Below are 14,827 nucleotides of genomic sequence, written 5' to 3' on the forward strand. Positions count from 1 at the left end.
GCTATCTATCCATTGTAGCTCAGGATTGGCTTTCATCAAGGTGTAGTGGGTGTTAGTCTGGATACCTCTTTCAGCACAGGGAATCACCAATGAGCCGCTTTGCCGCCCCCATCGCCGAGCAGATCTGGGACATGAAATACCGCTTTAAACAGGCGGATGGCACGCCCATCGATCAAACGGTTGAAGACAGCTGGCGACGCATCGCCCGCGACCTCGCGCGGGTCGAGGACAACCCGGATCATTGGGAAAACAGGTTCTACGAGGCACTGGAAGATTTCAGGTATTTGCCCGCCGGGCGCATCACCGCTGGCGCAGGCACCGCGCGGCAGGTGACGCTGTTCAACTGTTTCGTCATGGGCACCATCCCCGACAGCATGGGTGGTATCTTTGACATGCTGAAAGAGGCCGCGCTGACCATGCAGCAGGGGGGCGGGATCGGCTATGATTTCTCGACCATCCGCCCGCGCGGCGCGGATGTGAAGGGCGTGGCGGCAGATGCTTCGGGCCCGCTCAGCTTTATGGATGTGTGGGACGCAATGTGCCGCACGATCATGTCCGCGGGCTCGCGCCGGGGGGCGATGATGGCCACCATGCGCTGTGACCATCCCGATATCGAACAGTTCATCACCGCCAAATCTGACCCGGCCCGCCTACGCATGTTCAATATGTCGGTGCTGGTGACCGATCCCTTCATGGAGGCGGTCAAGGACGACGGCCCGTGGGAGTTGCAGTTCGACGGCAAGATCTATCACACCGTTCAGGCGCGTGATCTGTGGAACAAGATCATGCAGGCCACGTATGATTATGCCGAACCGGGCGTGATCTTCATCGACCGCATCAATCAGGCCAACAACCTGAGCTATGTTGAAACCATCGCCGCGACGAACCCCTGTGGCGAGCAGCCTCTGCCGCCTTACGGGGCTTGCCTGCTTGGCTCGATCAATCTGGCGCGGCTGGTTGCCGAACCGTTCGGGGATGCCGCGCATCTGGATGAACCGGCATTGCAGGAACTGGTCGCGACAGCCGTGCGCATGATGGATAACGTCGTGGACGCCTCGAAATTCCCGCTGGCCGAGCAAGAGGCGGAAGCGCAGGACAAGCGCCGCATCGGGCTGGGCGTGACGGGTCTTGCGGATGCGTTGCTGATGCTGGGCCTGCGCTATGGGTCCGACGAGGCGGCGCGCCAGACGGAACGCTGGTTGCACGCAATCGCCCGCGCCGCATATCTGGCCTCGGTCGATCTGGCTAAGGAGAAAGGCGCGTTCCCCCTGTTCGACGCTGAGAAATATTTGGCCAGCGGCACGATGCAGCAAATGGATGACGACGTCCGCGATGCGATCCGCGAACATGGTATCCGCAACGCTCTGCTGACCTCGATTGCGCCCACGGGCACGATTTCGCTTTATGCCGGGAATGTGTCGTCGGGGATTGAACCGGTCTTTGCCTATGCCTACACCCGCAAGGTTCTGCAAAAAGACGGCTCGCGAACCGAGGAAGAGGTTGTGGATTACGCCGTTCAGATGTGGCGCGACAAGTTCGGCGACGCAGCGCTGCCCGACTATTTCGTCAATGCCCAGACCCTGACACCCCTTGATCATGTCAAGATGCAGGCGGCGGCGCAGAAATGGATCGACAGCTCGATTTCCAAGACCATCAACTGCCCCGAGGATATCAGCTTTGACGCCTTCAAGGATGTCTACATGCAGGCCTGGGATCAGGGCTGCAAAGGGTGCACGACGTACCGGCCCAACGATGTGACGGGGTCGGTTCTGACCGTTTCGGAAAGCGACGACAAGGTGCCGGGGGAAAGCGCGAATGCGCCTCATGAAATTGAAAGCGGCGACGTCATTTACATGTCCGAACCGCTGGATCGCCCGCAATCACTGGAGGGGTCGACCTACAAGCTGAAATGGCCCGATAGCGAGCACGCGATTTATCTGACCATCAACGACATCATCATTTCGGGCCGCCGCCGCCCGTTCGAAGTGTTCATCAACTCCAAGAACATGGAGCATTACGCCTGGACACTGGCGCTGACGCGGATGATCTCGGCCGTGTTCCGCCGGGGTGGGGACGTGTCCTTTGTGGTCGAAGAGCTGAAAGCCGTTTTCGACCCGCGCGGCGGGGCGTGGGTCAAAGGCAAGTATATCCCATCGATCCTGGCCGCGATCGGGGGCGTGATCGAACAGCACATGGTCGCCATCGGCTTTCTGGAAGGCGAGGGGATGGGGCTGAAATCCGACCCTCAGGCGCAAGTGGTGAACCTGGACGCGCCACGCGGCAAAGCCTGCCCTTCCTGTGGTCAGTATGACATGGTCATGATCGAAGGCTGCATGACCTGCCGCAGCTGCGGTCATTCCAAATGCGGGTAGGTATGAGGCGCTGCGCGAAAGTCAGCGCTCATCAATTTGACCCGACAGACTGAGTGTCTGGCCACGCAAGCGTGGCCATCGCTTTTCTGGGCGGTGGTTTCTATTTCGAACCCTGATCAGTCGCAGCCAGTTGATGTTCGGACGGCCGGCAACGAACAAGACACGGGATTGTTCGCAGACGCGTATTGATTTCAGGTCGAACACATATTTTTGATTCACTTCTGCAACATTCTTGTGAATGCTGCATTCCCGTCTCTTTTCCGCCGGATTTTGTGCTGATAAGCAATGATTGAATATCGGGATGTTAAATAGTGCGAGTGGGCAGATGAGAGCCGGAGTTAACGGTCAGGTAGCCATTTCATGGGATCAAACTGAAATTGACGGACTCGAGGACGCGCCTTTGGCTTGTCTGGCCGTCGGCGCGGCTTGGTCATGGCGCGGACAGGCGATAGTGCTGAGCGCTGAGGCCGAAAACAGCATAGAACAGATAGGATATGCGCTGGGCGCTGCAACCCGTTTGCAGAACCGCTTTCCGATTGTCCGGGAAGTTTCCGGCCACGTGACCGGTGCTTTGACACTTACCAATGGGTCGCAGCGGTTTTCAGCCAACCTTGTTGCCGACACTAATGATGCAGCACCAACCATCGTTTTCGATGGCGCTTGCCCGCCACGGGATGAAGAATTCTGGATCGTCGACGTGACCGAGGTTGTGATGGTGCACAAGGCGGGTGTTGAAGGCGGCGGGAACGTCGTTGCATTTCCGGTCTGAACGCGACCTGTATTTTTCTTGACGAAAGCGGTGTGACGGCGGTCGTCGCTGTACGTGCAGGAGCCTGTGCTGCCTGCGGCGAACATATCTTTGCTTATATTCGAAACTGCGTTGAATGCCATGTTGACTCTGCTGGCTTTGCGGATATAAGCGCGGCTTCATTGGTGTTGGTGGCCCCCGCAAGGGGAAGCCTGTCATGAGGGAAACCTCAAGAGGACAACGCCCTTCATAGTTGCCCGTTTGGGCATCGACCTAACGAAGGAGATCAGCCGTGACCAAACGCACGTCTGCCAAGTACAAAATCGACCGCCGGATGGGCGAAAACATCTGGGGTCGTCCGAAATCCCCGGTCAACCGTCGTGAATACGGCCCCGGCCAGCACGGCCAGCGCCGCAAAGGCAAACTGTCAGACTTCGGTCTGCAGCTGCGTGCCAAGCAGAAGCTGAAAGGCTACTACGGCGACCTGACCGAAAAGCAGTTCCGCCGCATCTATGCCGAAGCCGAGCGTGTAAAAGGCGACACCGGTGAAAACCTGATCGGCCTGCTGGAGCGCCGTCTGGACGCCGTCGTCTATCGCGCCAAGTTCGTACCGACCGTCTTCGCTGCGCGTCAGTTCGTGAACCACGGTCACGTCAAAGTGAACGGCAAGCGTGTCAACATCCCCAGCTACCGCGTCAAAGAAGGCGACGTCATCGAAGTGCGTGACAAGTCCAAGCAACTGGCTGTTGTTCTGGAAGCTGTTGCCCTGGCCGAGCGTGATGTTCCTGACTACATCGACGCCGACCATTCGAAAATGACCGCAACGTTCGTTCGCGCACCGGGCCTGAGCGATGTGCCGTACCCGGTCATTATGGAACCGAACCTGGTCGTCGAATTCTACGCGAAGAACTGATCTTCGCATTCCGATCCGGAATTCAGAGCCGCACCTTTGGGTGCGGCTCTTTTCATTTTCAGCCCAGCAGAACGATATCTGACGCGCCTGCGCTGCGACGCAGCTCGTGGATGTCTTTTAGTTCCGGGTCGTTGATCCATCCCAGCGCCGCGTCCCGGTTGGGAAAGGAAAGCAGGGCTGCAACATCAGGCAAGTCCGGCGCGCCGTCCAGCGCGGTTGTTTCTGCGGTGGCGTGTTCGACTTTTCCGCCATGGCGGGCCAATGCAGTCCCGGCCTGTTCGCGATATGCGGCCAGAGCGTTGGGATTCTTTACAGTGAGTTTTGCGTAGGCATAGATCATGGCTTTTCTCCTTGATGTGTGGGCAAAAGCTAGGGTGTGATCTGCTTTGCGAGAACGCGTGTATTTGCATCAATGATGTGCGAATTTGCATGTATGGATATTCATTGGGATGATTACCGGGCCGTACTTGCCGTGGTTCGAAGGCGCACCCTGTCCGCCGCGGCACAAGAGCTTGGCGTCAACTACACAACTGTCGCGCGCCGTATAGCGCGCGCCGAAGCTGCGACAGGTGAAGTGCTGTTCGAAAGGCTGACCGACGGGTATCGGCCGACAGAAGCAGCGCACCTTGTCGCTGCATATGCTGCCCGGATGGAAAGCGCAGAACACGCGATGCTGCGTGGTTTGTCAGGGCGAGATGCCCGATTGGAAGGGCAACTGACCTTAACCGCGCCGCAACTGTTAATTGCCCATGTTCTGTCCCCGGCGCTGGGCCAGTTTGCTCAAAGGCACCCTGCTGTGTCTTTGCAGGTGCGCGCGGCAAACAAGATTCTGGATCTTAATCGGCGCGAAGCCGACATTGCGATCCGGATCAGCCGCAACCCCGGCGATACGTTGAAAGGTCTGCGCCTGACGCAACAGCATAGCGCTTGTTTTGCTACGCCTGAATGGGCCGCGCGAATGCGGCAAGATCCGAACGCGCCCGTGGATTGGTTGCTTTACGAAAAGCAGCCGAACCTGCCAGACGGCGTCGACAAAATCTACCCAAACTCGCGCATACATATGCGCTTTGATGACATGGTCGCGATGGCGGGTGCCGCGCAATCAGGGTTGGGCGTTGTGCGTATGCCGGTGTTTCTGGGCCGCTCACTTCGGGGCTTGGTGCAGGTTCCAATCCTTTCACCGCAACCCTACGCAGATATCTGGATCGTGGCGCACCCGGATGTTTGGCCTTCGGCAAAACTGGTCGCGTTCCGCGACATCGCGGTGCCCTTTTTCAAGCAAAAAAGCCCGTTGTTTACGGCGTGATCATATCGGCAATGGTCGTCCTTCGGCGATTGCTTCCATCGCGAAATACGACGTGACACTGTCCAGCTCGACCTTTTCGATTAGCCGTTGATACACCTTGTCGTAAGATGCCATATCCTGTGTGACGACTTTCAGCTGATAATCATAATCACCGCCGATACGATGAAAATCCACGACCTCGGGGATCGTCAGAACGTGGCTGCGAAAGGCCTGTAGCCACTCGGTCGAATGATGCCGCGTGCGCAGCATGACAAAGACCACAAGGCTCAGCCCCAATTTCTCGCGTGCGATGCGGGCGGTTGAACCGATCAGGACACCATCTTCGTTCAAAGCCTTCAGACGGCGCCAGCAGGCGTTCTGAGAAAGCCCCACACGATCCGCCAATTCCCGTTGCGACAGAGTGGCGTCCTTTTGCAGCTCTTTCAGAAGTCGTGTGTCAATTTGATCTAATTTTTGTGCCATGTTTGATCATATGACACAATAAATTAAAAATACACGCAAAGAAAGGTGAAGTTTTCGCGCGAATAATAAATCACATTACTCGGACAGTTAGGAGCCAATGCAATGTCCCTGTCCAAGTTTCGTGCGGAACTCTGTTCCACCGCTCACAATTCAAACCTGCGCGATGGGCTGATCGGAGAGAATGTTCTGATCCCGGGTCTGCATGGGGACGTGCCGCTTGTCTATGCGGATTACGTCGCTTCGGGTCGCGCCTTGCGGCAGGTCGAAGACTTTGTGGCGCAACATGTGTTGCCGTTTTACGCGAACAGCCACACCGAGGCCTCTTACTGCGGATCTTACATGACACATCTGCGCCGCGAGGCGCGGGCGGAAATAGCCCGCATTGTAGGTGCCCAGGAAGAGGATGCGGTGATCTTCACCGGGTCTGGTGCCACTGCGGGGCTCAACCGGTTGGTCAGCCTGCTCGGGGTGGCAGAGGCCGACCAACCGGTTGTCTTGATTGGTCCTTACGAGCATCACTCGAACATCCTGCCGTGGCGGGAAAGCAAGGCACTTGTGGTTGAAATCCCCGAAGCCGAAGGTGGCGGTGTTGACCTGGGGGCGCTGGAAACCGCGCTGTTGACCCATGCAGGCGCAGATCTTCTGATCGGTTCCTTTTCGGCGGCGTCCAATGTAACCGGAATTGTCACTGACCCTGATCCGGTGACGCGGTTGCTCAAGGCGCATGGTGCCGTGGCGATTTGGGATTACGCCGGAGGCGGGCCTTACCTGCCGATGGATATGGGGCCGGCGGACGCGCGCAAGGATGCGATCGTCGTTTCCCCGCACAAGTTTCCGGGCGGTCCGGGGGCCTCGGGTGTTCTGATCGTAAACCGGGCTGCAGCCAAACGGAACTGCCCCAGCTGGCCGGGTGGTGGCACCGTAAGTTTCGTGTCACCGTGGCGGCATGACTACAGCGCGGACCTGTCTGCGCGGGAAGAGGCGGGAACGCCCAACGTGATCGGCGACATCCGCGCGGCGCTGGCCTTTATCGTCAAGGATGTCGTCGGCACGGAAGAAATCGCAAGGCGCGAGGCGCAGTACAACCAGATGGCGCTGGACGGGTGGAAGGATAATCCGAACCTGACATTGCTTGGGGTCAATAACCCGCATCGCCTGCCGATCTTCTCTTTCCTCGTGCGCGACAATGCGGGGCAGCCTGTGCATCAGCAGCTGTTTACCCGGATGCTCAGCGACGTCTACGGCATTCAGGCACGCGGCGGCTGTGCCTGCGCAGGGCCTTATGCCCACCGCCTGCTGGGGATTGACCGCGCCGCGTCCGAGGCGCTGCACGCGGCCTTGTCTGCGGGCGAAGAGATGAAGAAACCCGGCTGGGTACGCCTGAATTTCTCGTACCTGATGAGCGAGGAAACGGTTCAATTCATCATCGACAGTGTCAATGACCTGTCGCGCCGTACCGAGGAATTCGTACCGTATTACAACGCCGACCCGGCGACTGCGCGCTTCAAGGCCGCATAATGGAATTGCCGCTTTTCTCAATCCGTTGAGACAGGTATGAGGGGCCCAATCAACGGAGCCTCTCATGACCAAGATCACCCCGCAACCCGGCATTATGGACATCGCGCTTTATCAGGGCGGCCAGTCACATGTGGCGGGTGTTGAGCATGTGATCAAGCTGAGCTCGAACGAGAACCCGTTCGGCCCCAGCCCCAAGGCGATTGAGGCGGTGCGCGACAGCGCGGCCACTTTGCATCGGTACCCCAACACCGACCACGCCAGTTTGCGCGCGGCCATCGGCGCGCGTCACGGACTGGACCCTGCGCAGATCATCTGCGGTGTCGGCAGCGACGAGGTTCTGCAATTCATCGCTCAGGCCTATGCAGGGCCGGGGGATGAGGTGATCTATACCGAACACGGGTTCTCCATGTACCCGATCATCGCCCGCATGGCAGGTGCCGCACCGGTCATGGTGGCCGAGCGCGACCGCAAAGTCGATGTGGATGCCATTCTGGCCGCCGTAACCAGCCAGACGCGGATCGTGTTTGTGACCAACCCCGGTAACCCGACCTCGACCATGATCTCGAACGACGAGCTGGACCATCTGGCACAGGGTCTGCCTGATACCTGCCTGATGGTTCTGGACGGTGCCTATGCCGAATTCGTCGACGGTTTCGATGGCGGCGCGTCTTTGGTGGATGCGTATGAGAACGTAATCATGACCCGCACATTCTCGAAAGTGTACGGGCTGGGCGGGATGCGGGTCGGCTGGGGGTATGCGCACCAATCGATTATCGATGTTCTGAACCGGGTGCGTCAGCCCTTCAACCTGTCTTTGACAGCCCTGGCCGCAGCCGAAGCAGCGATCAGCGACGTCGATTTCCTGACGTTCTGCCAATCTGAAAATGCGCGCCTGCGAGTGTGGCTGGCCGAGGCGCTGGACAAGATTGGCGTACCCTCGGACCCGTCCTGTACCAATTTCATCCTCGCGCGTTTTGCCGATAGGGCCGAGGCCGAGGCCTGTGATGACTATCTGAAAACGCAGGGTTTGATTGTCCGCCGGGTTGCAGGCTACAACCTGCCGAATGCCCTGCGGATCACCGTGGGCGATGAGGAAGCCTGCCGCCACGTCGTTGCGGTGATTACAGCATTCAAAGAGGGCGCAGCATGAGCCAGATTTACGACCGGGTTGCGCTGATCGGGCTGGGCCTGATTGCCTCCTCCATGTTCTGGGCGATCAAGCGTGGGGGCTTGGCCGGGGAAGTGACCGGCTATGCCCGGTCCGAGGCGACACGTGACACCGCGCGCAGAATCGGGCTGTGCGACCGCGTCTGTGACACGGCGCGCGAAGCGGTCGAAGGTGCTGATCTTGTCGTTCTTTGCGTGCCTGTGGGGGCAATGGGGGCCGTCGCAGAAGACATCGCACCCGTGCTCAAGCCCGGCGCGACCCTGTCGGATGTGGGGTCAGTCAAGCGGCATGTCATTCACGCAGTTCAGCCGCATATCCCCGAAGGTGTGCATTTCATTCCCGCGCATCCTTTGGCAGGGACGGAACATTCCGGTCCGGAATCGGGTTTTGCCAGATTGTTCGACAATCGCTGGTGCCTGCTGGTGCCCGTCGAAGGAACCGACCCGGATGCAATCGCCCGCCTTCGGGCGTTGTGGGAAGGTATGGGCTCCCATGTCGATGAGATGGACGCCGATCATCACGATCTGGTTCTGGCCGTCACGTCCCATGCGCCGCACCTGATCGCCTACACGATGGTTGGCGTGGCCGACGATCTGCGCCGGGTGACCGATAGCGAAGTGATCAAATACTCGGCCGCGGGTTTCCGGGACTTCACTCGCATCGCCGCATCCGACCCGACCATGTGGCGCGATGTGTTCCTGTCCAACAAAGACGCGACGCTGGAAATCCTGGGCCGGTTCACGGAAGAGCTGTTTGCGCTGCAACGTGCCATCCGGACCGGGGACGGGGAACATTTGTTTGACTACTTCACCCATACCCGTGCTATTCGTCGCGGCATCATCGACGCGGGGCAGGACACCGACGCACCGGATTTCGGGCGGGGAAAGGCAGGTTCATGAGGTTATACCGGGGGCAATTTCTGATCGGGATCATGGCGTTGTGCGCCGTGGCCACACAGGCAACACCTCTGGAACGATCTCTGGTTCCTCCCGCACGTCCGATTCTGGACCAGCACAACGTTCAGGTTGTGTCCGCTGTTGCCCCGGTGTCCGTCGCGGCCATAACCGATCTGCGCCCCATCTCACGTCCGGTTTCACCGCAGGTCACTGCTGCACTGGCGCGACCATCGGAATTGCCACTGCTGGGGCCCGACACGTCGCTGATGCCTTACTTGAGACCTGAATCGCTTGAACAGCAGGTGCTTTTCAAGAAGCGCAAGCTGCGTAAAGGGTCAGTTTGCGGAGATATCGCCATTCAGGGCAAGCCCGTCGGCAGGGTCGGCAGCGACAACTCGGCCTGTGGCGTAAAAGATGCGGTGCAGATCACCTCTGTTTCCGGTGTGGCACTCAGCCGCCCGGCGACGATGGATTGCGGCACCGCAGTTGCACTGAACAAATGGGTCGACAAAACGGTCAAACCCACCTTCAAACGCCGCGGCCCGGTGGTCGAATTGCAGGTGGCAGCCCATTATGCGTGCCGAACTCGCAACAACCGCAAGGGCGCGCGGATTTCCGAGCACGGCAAAGGACGCGCCATCGATATTTCGGCCTTCAAGTTGGCCGATGGTGAGGTCGTGACCGTCCTGGAAGGATGGCGCAAGAACCCGTCACAGAAGCAATTGCAGAAGATCTGGCGCGGTGCGTGTGGCCCGTTCGGCACGGTATTGGGGCCGAACTCGGACGGCTACCATCGCGATCATTTCCATCTGGATACGGCACGCTACCGCAGCGGAGCGTATTGCCGTTAACGCAGGATCAGCCGCGGGGCAGGGCCCAGCGGCACCGGCCCCAGGGCTACAAAACCATCCCGGAAGTTCAGTTGCAGGTCCAGCGCGTTGGGGTTGCCGCCCAACCCTGCCAGAAAATTCAGTGCACGGGTGACAGGATCAACCGCCTGATCGGGCAGTGCACCTGCCGCGTTTGCCATGTCGATCATATCGCGCCAGTTCTCGGCCTTGACGGCGATCTCACCGCTCGGAACACCCTGTGAGTCTACATCCAGCTTACCAGCCGCAAACAGGCGTAACCCACCCCATTTGATCTCGGCCAGTCGCAGGTCTATGGCCACGGGCTGCGGTCTGCTGTGTTCCAGCGCCGACCTGTCCCAGACTTTGCTGAACGTGGTGACCATGTCCAGTTCCAGCGTTTCGAAGGACTGCGGCAGCGACGCGGCCGAATTCATAAGGACCCGCAACCGGTCACCGGGTGTGAACCCATCCGCGCGGGCGGTAATGGCATAAGCTTCGGGTTGGGATGTTTGCGCCATGATCAGGCTTAGGGTGTCCCCAGCGGCCAGTGCTGTGGAGTTTTCGGTCACCGACCAAGCCCCTGCCGTCAGCGCCAGTTTCTCAAGCACAAGCGAAACGCCGGGTTGCAACTGTAGTTCGGCAATCAACTCATCTGCGACAATCGTTGACGTCTGATCGTAATAAGACAGACGTTGGGGCGTTTCGGCAAACCGCAGCACCTGCCGGCCGGGCCAGATCGCTGGGCTTTCGAATTCGATCCAGTCCGCGCTCCAGGCTGTGCCATTCACCGGGTCGGCAAGGGCGGGATTGTTCAGGCGGGTCAAGTGGTGGGTCGGATACCCTGCCGTTGTCACGTCCGAGAAATCAGCCAGCCAGCCACGGGCCTGTTGTTGATCAAACCAGCCAGTGATTGCCACGCGCAGGCCATATCCGGCGACAAACCAATAGGCGCTCCACAGGATGCCGCTAAAAATGACTACTCGTATGACACGGCGCATGAGCTTTGGCCCTTTTTCCTGCCTCGGAATTGATGTTTATAGGCCCAAACGGGCAAGGACCAGTGCAATGACGATGTGGGTTTTCGGTTATGGATCGCTGCTGTGGAATCCGGGCTTTCCGGTCGCACGCAGCGAACGCGCGACACTGCATGGCTATGCCCGGTCCTTCTGCATGAGCTCGATCCACCACCGGGGAACCGAAGAAGAACCGGGTCTGGTGCTGGCGCTGGACGAACAGGCAAACGCGATCTGCACCGGTCTGGCCCTTGCGGTTGAAACCGGTCACGAAGACCGCACCCTGCACGAACTGCGCGAGCGCGAGCTGATCTCGTCGGCCTATGTCGAACGTATGCTGGATGTGCATCTGGAAAATGGCGACATCGTCAACGCCGTGACCTATGTGATCGATGCCGACCATGTGCAATACTGCGGCGGCATGCCTTTGGAGGATCAGGCCCGGATCATCGCCCACGCGGTTGGCGGACGCGGCCCGAATGATGAATACCTCTACAACACTGCCGAACATCTGGCCGAGATCGGCCTGCGCGACCCCGATCTTGAGTGGTTGGCGCAACGGGTGCGCAGTATTACCGCATAAACTCTTGGCGTCACCAGTGGAATTTCGCTAGTTTCGACGCAGAGCAGGCAAATACCGGGAACCACGCGCATGGCGCAGGCACATCAGGGCGCGAGACCCCATTTCTCGCATCCAACGCGACAGATTCTGTTGATGTTGATGGCGATCGGCCTGTCCGGGCTGGGTGTGTTTCTGGCGCTGCCCTATGTGTTGCCGGTGTTCTTCGCCAACCCGTACCTGAACGGCTTCATCCTGATGGTGTTCCTGATCGGCGTGTTTGCCTGTTTCTATCAGGTGACACAACTGATCGGGTCCGTGCGCTGGATCGAGGCATTCGTTGGCGGTGTTGTTCGTGAAGACGCCCGCACACCGCAATTGTTGGCACCTCTGGCCTCATTGCTGCGCGAACGGGGTGCGCGGTCGCAGATCAGTTCGACCTCGACCCGCTCTATTCTGGATTCTGTGGCCGAACGGGTCGAGGAAGAGCGTGAAATCACCCGCTATATCACCAACGTGCTGATCTATCTGGGTCTTTTGGGTACGTTCTTTGGACTGGCGACAACCGTGCCGGCCATTGTCGATACCATCCGCAGCCTAAACCCGCAGGAGGGCGAGGAAGGGCTGGCCGTTTTCAACCGCCTGATGACCGGGCTCGAGGCGCAATTGCAGGGGATGGGTGTTGCGTTCGGATCGTCTCTGTTGGGTCTGGCCGGGTCGCTGATCGTCGGCTTGCTCGAAGTTTTTGCAGGGCACGGGCAGAACCGCTTCTATCGCGAGCTTGAAGAATGGCTGTCTTCGATCACCCGCTTAGGTTTCGCAGGTGGAGAAGAAGGCGGTGCCGAAATTGCCGTGCTCACGCCGGTGCTGGACGCCATGTCCGAACAGATGGATGCCTTGCAGGATCTGTTCTCTGCGCAGGAAAGCGACCGGGCCGAGGTTTCCGCCAAGCTGGGTTTGCTGGTCGATGTGATCGGTGAGATGAACAACCGTCAGGCCAATACCGAAAGTGTTACGGCGGCGCTGGAACGCGTGGCGCTGGGTCAGGAAGCCCTGCTGGATCACATGCGCGATCACGGTGCGGGTGAAGGTATCGACGCCGAAAGCCGGATGCGCCTGCGCTCGATGGATGTGCAGCTGCTGCGTATCCTCGAAGAGATTTCGGCGGGCCGGCAGGAAAGCATGAATGAGTTCCGCAAGGATATTGAACTGCTGGTCAAGGCGCTGACCCTGCCGCGCGGTGCGGTACGCACCACGCCGGAAGGAGAATAGCCCATGGCGCTGTCCCGCCGCACCGGTCAACGGTTCCAGGGCTCGGTCTGGCCCGGTTTCGTCGACGCGATGACGGGGCTGTTGATGGTGCTGACCTTTGTGCTGACCATCTTCATGGTGATCCAGTTTGTGCTGCGCGAAACCATCTCGGGTCAGGAAGACGAACTGACCACATTGGCTGACGAAATCGCGGCGCTGGCGGGTGCGCTGGGGCTGGAAGAACGCGAAAACAGCCGGTTGCAGGCGCGCCTTGGGGCGTTGAATACCACCCTGTCTCAGGCTGAAGACGATCTGGCGCAAGCCCAGTCACTGATCGCGTCACTGACCACCGAGCGCGACCGCCAGGCTGCCGCTCTGGATCAGGCGCAGACCCGGATCACCAATTTTGAAGCACAGGTGGCAGCCCTGCTGGCCGAACAGGAACGGGCACTGGGTGATATTGCAGTGCTTGAATCGCAGCGCGCGAAACTGCTGACCGAGCAAGAGGCGTTGAACCTGGCCCTTGCCCAAAGCCGCGAGGAAATCGACGCACAGACCGAAGCCGCCCGTTTGGCCGCTGCCCGTCGTGAAGCACTGGAAGCGCTGGTGGCGGATCTGGAGCAAGGCAGCGCCGACCGGGACGCCCAGATCACCACCCTTGAACAGCAGCTCAGCGATGAAGAAGCCGCCCGTCTGGCCGAAGCCGCCGCCGCCGAGGCGTTGCGTAACCGCCTTCTGGATGCCGATGCCGAGCTGACGGCCATGACACTTGCTCTGGAAGCGCAACGCAAAGAGGCCGAAGACACACTCACCCTGCTGGCCGCAGCACAGGCGGCGCGTGCCGCGTTGGAGCGTCAGTTTGGCGACGTGAACCCGGATGAACTGAGGGCCCAGCTTGAAGCCGCTTTGCAGGCGCAGACGCAAGCGCAGGCGGATGCTGATGCGCAACGCTCTCTGGCCGAGCAGCGGCAGGCCTTGTTGGACCTCGCCAATGCGACGCTTTCGGAAGAAAAAGAAATCTCTGTCGAAGCGCAGCGAGAAGCCGCACTGCTGAACCAGCAGATCGCCGCCTTGCGCGGGCAATTGGGCTCCTTGCAGTCGCTGCTAGACGATTTCGAAGAACGCAACGCCGCCGCCGAGGTGCAGATTCAGACATTAGGGCAGGACCTGAACGCAGCGCTGGCCCGTGCCGCATCCGAAGAACGCAGGCGACGTCTACTGGAAGAAGCGGAACGCCTGCGTCTTGAGGCCGAGGCCGAGGCACTGGCCGGGCAGAACCAGGAATTGGCGGCACAGGCCGAGGATCTGCAACGCTATCGCTCGGAATTTTTTGGTCGTTTGCGGGATGTCCTTGGCGGTCAGGAAGGGGTGCGCATCGAAGGCGACCGGTTCGTGTTCTCGTCCGAGGTTCTGTTCCCGACCGGGTCCGCCGTGCTGTCCGAAGAAGGGCAGCAGGAGGTCGCCAAGGTGGCCAGCATCCTGCGCAGTGTCGCTGCTGAAATCCCGCCCGGTCTGAACTGGGTGATCCGGGTCGACGGCCACACCGACAACGTTCCTCTGGCGGGGTCGGGCCGGTATCGCGACAACTGGGAGCTCAGCCAGGGTCGCGCGCTGTCGGTTGTGCGCTATATGGTTGACGCGCTGGGCATTCCGCCCAACCGCCTTGCAGCCAACGGGTTTGGCGAATTCCAGCCCGTCAACCCCGCTGATACGCCGGAGGCACACGCGCAAAACCGCCGGATCGAGTTGAAGCTGACCGAAAGGTAAAGC

General features: G+C 59.6%; 14 protein-coding genes. 11 read left to right on the forward strand and 3 right to left on the reverse strand.

The genetic code is table 11. The features are described 5' to 3' along the window. Positions 1–89 precede the first annotated feature (89 nt). The 3 genes from ACR0ID_RS10125 (at position 90) to rpsD (ending at position 4,033) form a co-directional block, all read left to right on the forward strand. Positions 90–2,372 carry an adenosylcobalamin-dependent ribonucleoside-diphosphate reductase gene (locus tag ACR0ID_RS10125; protein WP_480605177.1) on the forward strand — a complete coding sequence of 761 codons (2,283 nt, stop codon included), beginning with the start codon at positions 90–92 and terminating at the stop codon, positions 2,370–2,372. A 325-nt stretch (positions 2,373–2,697) separates the two neighbouring features. Beyond that, a complete protein-coding gene (locus ACR0ID_RS10130; protein ID WP_480605179.1) occupies positions 2,698–3,141 on the forward strand; it encodes a hypothetical protein in 444 nt (147 codons plus the stop codon). A gap of 271 nt (positions 3,142–3,412) precedes the next feature. Beyond that, the gene (gene rpsD, locus ACR0ID_RS10135; protein WP_480519198.1) at positions 3,413–4,033 is read left to right on the forward strand and encodes a 30S ribosomal protein S4; all 621 of its coding nucleotides are present in this window, start codon (positions 3,413–3,415) and stop codon (positions 4,031–4,033) included. A gap of 58 nt (positions 4,034–4,091) precedes the next feature. Here rpsD and ACR0ID_RS10140 read toward each other — a convergent pair whose 3' ends face one another. Further along, positions 4,092–4,373 (reverse strand): DUF1330 domain-containing protein, encoded by a 282-nt coding sequence (locus ACR0ID_RS10140; RefSeq protein WP_480519196.1) that lies wholly within the window; start codon positions 4,371–4,373, stop codon positions 4,092–4,094. A gap of 93 nt (positions 4,374–4,466) precedes the next feature. On the opposite strand from ACR0ID_RS10140, the gene ACR0ID_RS10145 reads away from it, so the two are divergent. Continuing rightward, positions 4,467–5,339 carry a LysR family transcriptional regulator gene (locus ACR0ID_RS10145; RefSeq protein ID WP_480605182.1) on the forward strand — a complete coding sequence of 291 codons (873 nt, stop codon included), beginning with the start codon at positions 4,467–4,469 and terminating at the stop codon, positions 5,337–5,339. Here ACR0ID_RS10145 and ACR0ID_RS10150 read toward each other — a convergent pair whose 3' ends face one another. Then, positions 5,340–5,801: an Lrp/AsnC family transcriptional regulator gene (locus ACR0ID_RS10150; RefSeq protein WP_480475410.1), complete on the reverse strand. Its 462-nt coding sequence runs from the start codon at positions 5,799–5,801 to the stop codon at positions 5,340–5,342. Between the two features lie 102 nt (positions 5,802–5,903). Here ACR0ID_RS10150 and ACR0ID_RS10155 point away from each other — a divergent pair, with 102 nt between their 5' ends. The 4 genes from ACR0ID_RS10155 (at position 5,904) to ACR0ID_RS10170 (ending at position 10,234) form a co-directional block, all read left to right on the forward strand. After that, the gene (locus ACR0ID_RS10155) at positions 5,904–7,319 is read left to right on the forward strand and encodes an aminotransferase class V-fold PLP-dependent enzyme (protein WP_480605185.1); all 1,416 of its coding nucleotides are present in this window, start codon (positions 5,904–5,906) and stop codon (positions 7,317–7,319) included. Between the two features lie 64 nt (positions 7,320–7,383). Next, a complete protein-coding gene (gene hisC, locus ACR0ID_RS10160; RefSeq protein WP_480605187.1) occupies positions 7,384–8,469 on the forward strand; it encodes a histidinol-phosphate transaminase in 1,086 nt (361 codons plus the stop codon). Beyond that, entirely contained in the window at positions 8,466–9,386 is a 921-nt protein-coding gene (locus tag ACR0ID_RS10165) for a prephenate/arogenate dehydrogenase family protein (protein WP_480605189.1), read from the forward strand. Before hisC ends, ACR0ID_RS10165 begins: the two co-directional genes overlap by 4 nt. Further along, positions 9,383–10,234, forward strand: a complete 852-nt coding sequence (locus tag ACR0ID_RS10170) for an extensin-like domain-containing protein (RefSeq protein WP_480605191.1) — start codon at positions 9,383–9,385, stop codon at positions 10,232–10,234. Before ACR0ID_RS10165 ends, ACR0ID_RS10170 begins: the two co-directional genes overlap by 4 nt. Here the strand turns inward: ACR0ID_RS10170 and ACR0ID_RS10175 are convergent. Continuing rightward, positions 10,231–11,232 (reverse strand): DUF2125 domain-containing protein, encoded by a 1,002-nt coding sequence (locus ACR0ID_RS10175; RefSeq protein WP_480605193.1) that lies wholly within the window; start codon positions 11,230–11,232, stop codon positions 10,231–10,233. The genes ACR0ID_RS10170 and ACR0ID_RS10175 overlap by 4 nt on opposite strands. Before the next feature lie 67 nt (positions 11,233–11,299). On the opposite strand from ACR0ID_RS10175, the gene ACR0ID_RS10180 reads away from it, so the two are divergent. The 3 genes from ACR0ID_RS10180 (at position 11,300) to ACR0ID_RS10190 (ending at position 14,824) form a co-directional block, all read left to right on the forward strand. Continuing rightward, positions 11,300–11,830 carry a gamma-glutamylcyclotransferase gene (locus tag ACR0ID_RS10180; protein WP_267365629.1) on the forward strand — a complete coding sequence of 177 codons (531 nt, stop codon included), beginning with the start codon at positions 11,300–11,302 and terminating at the stop codon, positions 11,828–11,830. A 69-nt stretch (positions 11,831–11,899) separates the two neighbouring features. Continuing rightward, positions 11,900–13,078, forward strand: a complete 1,179-nt coding sequence (locus ACR0ID_RS10185) for a biopolymer transporter ExbB (RefSeq protein ID WP_480482292.1) — start codon at positions 11,900–11,902, stop codon at positions 13,076–13,078. Positions 13,079–13,081: 3 nt separating this feature from the next. Beyond that, a complete protein-coding gene (locus ACR0ID_RS10190) occupies positions 13,082–14,824 on the forward strand; it encodes a peptidoglycan -binding protein (protein ID WP_480605195.1) in 1,743 nt (580 codons plus the stop codon). The last annotated feature ends 3 nt before the right edge of the window (positions 14,825–14,827 follow it).

Source organism: Ruegeria sp. AL2 (assembly GCF_056540845.1).